Genomic DNA, 5,607 nt, shown 5'->3' with positions numbered 1-5,607 from the left:
ATGAAGGGCTTTTAAAAGAAAGGCGACGACATACTCTCCCACAAGATGCAGTACCATCTGCGCAGGCGGGCTTAACTTCTCTGTTCGGGATGGGAAGAGGTGAGCCCCGCCGCAATAATCACCTTAAGTTTTTCAAGAAAGGAGCTTTAAGCCTAAAGGCATCAGCTTTCCCTGCTTGTCCATCAGTTACCGGCCTGGCTGTGCCTTATGCCTTTTTACTGATGACTAATAAGTTAACATATCGCGATAAACAATCAAGTGTTTTGTGTTAGAAAGTTCCTTCCCCCTGCCACGTGGCAGGGGGAGGTTCGTACATAAGCTTACAGGTTATTAGTACTACTCGGCTATGACATTACTGCCTTTACACCTGTAGCCTATCAACGTGGTCATCTCCCACGACCTTTAAAAGAAATCTCATCTTGTGGTGGGTTTCGCGCTTATATGCTTTCAGCGCTTATCCCTTCCAGACGTAGCTACTCTGCGGTGCCCCTGGCGGGACAACAGATACACTAGAGGTCTGTCCGACTCGGTCCTCTCGTACTAGAATCAGATCCACTCAAATTTCTAACGCCCGCAGTAGATAGAGACCGAACTGTCTCACGACGTTCTGAACCCAGCTCGCGTGCCACTTTAATGGGCGAACAGCCCAACCCTTGGGACCTTCTCCAGCCCCAGGATGTGACGAGCCGACATCGAGGTGCCAAACCCCCCCGTCGATGTGAGCTCTTGGGGGAGATCAGCCTGTTATCCCCGGCGTACCTTTTATCCTTTGAGCGATGGCCCTTCCATACGGAACCACCGGATCACTATGCTCTACTTTCGTACCTGATCGACCTGTATGTCTCTCAGTCAAGCTCCCTTTTGCCATTGCACTCTACGCACGGTTACCAAGCGTGCTGAGGGAACCTTTAGAAGCCTCCGTTACTCTTTTGGAGGCGACCACCCCAGTCAAACTACCCACCAAGCAATGTCCTCTGCAGTGCAGAGTTAGGCCTCAGATAAGCAAAGGGTGGTATTTCAACAACGACTCCGGAACTCCTGGCGAAGCCCCTTCAAAGTCTCCCACCTATCCTACACATCACTTATCCAAGGTCAATACTAAGCTATAGTAAAGGTGCACAGGGTCTTTTCGTCCCACTGCGGGTAATCGGCATCTTCACCGATACTACAATTTCACCGAGCTCATGGCTGAGACAGTGTCCAGATCGTTACACCATTCGTGCAGGTCGGAACTTACCCGACAAGGAATTTCGCTACCTTAGGACCGTTATAGTTACGGCCGCCGTTTACTGGGGCTTCAATTCAATGCTTCTCCGAAGATAACATCTCCTCTTAACCTTCCAGCACCGGGCAGGTGTCAGGCCCTATACTTCATCTTACGATTTGGCAGAGCCCTGTGTTTTTGATAAACAGTCGCCTGGACCTTTTCACTGCGGCCAGCATTGCTGCTGGCGACCTTTCTCCCGAAGTTACAGGTCTATTTTGCCTAATTCCTTAGCCATGAATCTCTCGAGCACCTTAGGATTCTCTCCTCGACTACCTGTGTCGGTTTACGGTACGGGTTCTTATAATCTAAGTTTAGAGGTTTTTCTTGGAAGCCCTTAGGCACACTATCCCTTTGCCCGAAGGCTCCGGGTACTATCGTATTTCACCAAGTCCTGCGCATTTTACTACAGGACCTATAGCTAGGTACTTTAACGCACTATTCCGTCAGTGCGCGGTGCTTTCATCACTCCGTCGCCCCATCACAATTATAAGAAGTACGGGAATATTAACCCGTTGGCCATCGACTGTCCCTTTCGGGTTCGCCTTAGGTCCCGACTAACCCTCAGCTGATTAGCATAGCTGAGGAAACCTTAGTCTTTCGGTGGCGGTGTTTCTCGCACCGCTTATCGTTACTTATGCCTACATTTTCTTTTCTGTCCGCTCCAGCATACCTCGCAGTACACCTTCGGCGCTGAACAGAATGCTCCCCTACCACTTTAGTATAAACTAAAATCCATAGCTTCGGTAGTATGCTTATGCCCGATTATTATCCATGCTCGTCCGCTCGACTAGTGAGCTGTTACGCACTCTTTAAATGAATGGCTGCTTCCAAGCCAACATCCTAGCTGTCTGGGCAGACAAACCTCGTTTTTTCAACTTAGCATACATTTGGGGACCTTAGCTGATGGTCTGGGTTCTTTCCCTCTCGGACATGGACCTTAGCACCCATGCCCTCACTGCTGGTAATCATTTATTAGCATTCGGAGTTTGTCAGGAATTGGTAGGCGGTGAAGCCCCCGCATCCAATCAGTAGCTCTACCTCTAATAAACTAAGCCAGCGCTGCACCTAAATGCATTTCGGGGAGTACGAGCTATTTCCGAGTTTGATTGGCCTTTCACCCCTACCCACAGGTCATCCGAAGACTTTTCAACGTCAACCGGTTCGGACCTCCACTATGTGTTACCACAGCTTCATCCTGCCCATGGGTAGATCACACGGTTTCGCGTCTACCATTACCGACTATAACGCCCTGTTCAGACTCGCTTTCGCTACGGATCCACACCTGAAGTGCTTATCCTTGCCGGCAACGGTAACTCGTAGGCTCATTATGCAAAAGGCACGCCGTCACAGCATAAAGCTGCTCCGACCGCTTGTAGGCGTATGGTTTCAGGTTCTTTTTCACTCCGTTATTCACGGTTCTTTTCACCTTTCCCTCACGGTACTGGTTCACTATCGGTCTCTCAGGAGTATTTAGCCTTGGCGGATGGTCCCGCCGGATTCAGACAGGGTTTCACGTGCCCCGCCCTACTCAGGATACTGCTATCTATTACATCGCTTGCTTATACGGGACTATCACCCTCTATGGTGCAACTTTCCAGATGCTTCCAATTCGCTTTGCATAGAATATCGCAGTCCTACAACCCCAGGATTGCCGTAACAACCCTGGTTTGGGCTGTTCCGCTTTCGCTCGCCACTACTCACGGAATCACTCTTGTTTTCTTCTCCTCCGCCTACTTAGATGTTTCAGTTCAGCGGGTTTGCCTCCTATCGGATACTATATCTTCAATATAGTGGGTTGCCCCATTCGGATATCTGCGGATCAATTCGTATGTGCCAATCCCCGCAGCTTTTCGCAGCTTATCACGTCCTTCTTCGCCTCTGAGAGCCACAGGCATCCCCCATACGCCCTTATTTTGCTTATTGTACTTTTTTAGTAAATAGCCATTTGGCATCAGGCAATAGTAAACTATTGGCTTTTTACCCCTGGCTAGGCACTAATTTCTGTGCTTTCTATATTTTTTCTACTTTGTTTGTTTATCGCAATATGTCAATGAACTTTTTTTAACCCTGAAGGTTAAATCGTGGAGAATATCGGAGTCGAACCGATGACCTCCTGCGTGCAAGGCAGGCGCTCTAGCCAGCTGAGCTAATCCCCCATTCTTTATAGAAGACGGTTAACAGTGGACAGGTAACAGTCTTTTGAACGGCTCACTATACAGTGTAACTCAACTTCTAAAATTTCCTTTTTACAAAGTGCCTGAAAGCATTTGTAGTCCCGGGCAGACTCGAACTGCCGACCCCTACATTATCAGTGTAGTACTCTAACCAGCTGAGCTACGAGACTATTTAAAGTGTTAAGTAGTCAGTATGAAGTATGAAGATGCAGCGCATCCGCTTGTCTTGATACTTTGTACTCTATTCTTTGTACTATAAAGCTCTCTTCTTCTTTGTATTTTTTGAACTAACAGCGAGAGTAAGCAGCTCCCTATTTTTTTTAACCCAGCGGCCGTGTCTCTAGAAAGGAGGTGTTCCAGCCGCACCTTCCGGTACGGCTACCTTGTTACGACTTAGCCCCAGTTACCAGTTTTACCCTAGGCAGCTCCTTGCGGTCACCGACTTCAGGTACCCCCGGCTTCCATGGCTTGACGGGCGGTGTGTACAAGGCCCGGGAACGTATTCACCGCATCATGGCTGATATGCGATTACTAGCGATTCCAGCTTCATGGAGTCGGGTTGCAGACTCCAATCCGAACTGTGACCGGCTTTATAGATTCGCTCCTGGTCGCCCAGTGGCTGCTCTCTGTACCGGCCATTGTAGCACGTGTGTAGCCCAGGACGTAAGGGCCGTGATGATTTGACGTCATCCCCACCTTCCTCACGGTTTGCACCGGCAGTCTTGTTAGAGTTCCCGACTTGACTCGCTGGCAACTAACAACAGGGGTTGCGCTCGTTATAGGACTTAACCTGACACCTCACGGCACGAGCTGACGACAACCATGCAGCACCTTGTAAAGTGTCCGAAGAAAAAACTGTTTCCAGTCCTGTCACTCTACATTTAAGCCCTGGTAAGGTTCCTCGCGTATCATCGAATTAAACCACATGCTCCACCGCTTGTGCGGGCCCCCGTCAATTCCTTTGAGTTTCAAACTTGCGTTCGTACTCCCCAGGTGGGATACTTATCACTTTCGCTTAGCCACTCAGTATTGCTACCGAACAGCTAGTATCCATCGTTTACGGCGTGGACTACCAGGGTATCTAATCCTGTTCGCTACCCACGCTTTCGTCCATCAGCGTCAATGAATTGTTAGTAACCTGCCTTCGCAATTGGTATTCCATGTAATATCTAAGCATTTCACCGCTACACTACATATTCTAGTTACTTCACAATTATTCAAGCACTACAGTATCAATGGCAGTTCGACAGTTGAGCTGCCGGATTTCACCACTGACTTATAATGCCGCCTACGGACCCTTTAAACCCAATGATTCCGGATAACGCTTGGATCCTCCGTATTACCGCGGCTGCTGGCACGGAGTTAGCCGATCCTTATTCTTACGGTACCGTCAAGCCTCTTCACGAAGAGGTGTTTCTTCCCGTACAAAAGCAGTTTACACACCATAGATGCTTCATCCTGCACGCGGCATGGCTGGTTCAGTCTTGCGACCATTGACCAATATTCCTCACTGCTGCCTCCCGTAGGAGTCTGGTCCGTGTCTCAGTACCAGTGTGGGGGATCTCCCTCTCAGGACCCCTACCCATCATTGCCTTGGTATGCCGTTACCATACCAACTAGCTAATGGGACGCATGCTCATCTTGTACCGATAAATCTTTAATAATAATGTGATGCCACATCATTATACTATAAGGTATTAATCCAAATTTCTCTGGGCTATCCCTTAGTACAAGGCAGATTGCATACGCGTTACGCACCCGTGCGCCGGTCTCAAGGCCCGAAAGCCTCTACCCCTCGACTTGCATGTGTTAGGCCTGCCGCTAGCGTTCATCCTGAGCCAGGATCAAACTCTTCATCGTATATTTTTATATTTTTACGACCTTTTTTGCCAGGTTCTTTTCAATAATCGAGTTCTTACTCTCTCTTATGCTGTCAATCCAATATGTCTATGAACGTGTCTTCTTGTTTTCGGCGCCAACCCCTTATCAGGTTAGCGGGTGCAAAAGTACAGCTTTTTTTTTATCCGGCAAGGATTTTGAAAAAAATTTTATTTTTATTTTTCCCTCTCTTTTTCCCGGTAAAGCTTTGTGATTTGCGGATGGCAAAGATAAACTCTTTTTTACCCTCAATCCAAATTTTTTGCTTTATTTTTTTTAGGTTTTTTT

The 5,607-nt window shown here is 48.2% G+C and carries 2 tRNA genes and 3 rRNA genes; all 5 read right to left on the bottom strand.

Annotated features, from left to right (window positions below):
• Positions 1-17: 17 nt before the first annotated feature.
• The 5 genes from rrf to GSF09_RS10275 all read right to left on the bottom strand — a co-directional run bounded on the left by rrf (position 18) and on the right by GSF09_RS10275 (position 5,301).
• Positions 18-126 (bottom strand): 5S ribosomal RNA (rrf, locus tag GSF09_RS10295).
• Positions 127-310: 184 nt separating this feature from the next.
• Positions 311-3,190: ribosomal RNA gene (locus GSF09_RS10290) — 23S ribosomal RNA — on the bottom strand.
• Between the two features lie 159 nt (positions 3,191-3,349).
• Positions 3,350-3,423: transfer RNA gene (locus GSF09_RS10285), tRNA-Ala, on the bottom strand.
• 114 nt (positions 3,424-3,537) lie between these two features.
• Positions 3,538-3,611 (bottom strand) — tRNA-Ile (locus tag GSF09_RS10280).
• Positions 3,612-3,785: 174 nt separating this feature from the next.
• Positions 3,786-5,301 (bottom strand): 16S ribosomal RNA (locus GSF09_RS10275).
• Together the 16S, 23S and 5S rRNA genes with 2 tRNA genes alongside form the textbook arrangement of a ribosomal RNA operon.
• Between the last annotated feature and the right edge of the window lie 306 nt (positions 5,302-5,607).

Origin of the sequence: Flavobacterium sp. MK4S-17 (assembly GCF_009848495.1) — a bacterium.
GTDB lineage: Bacteria > Bacteroidota > Bacteroidia > Flavobacteriales > Flavobacteriaceae > Flavobacterium.
The sequence above is the reverse complement of the archived record's forward strand: the minus strand, read 5'-3'. Positions and strand labels throughout refer to the sequence as shown.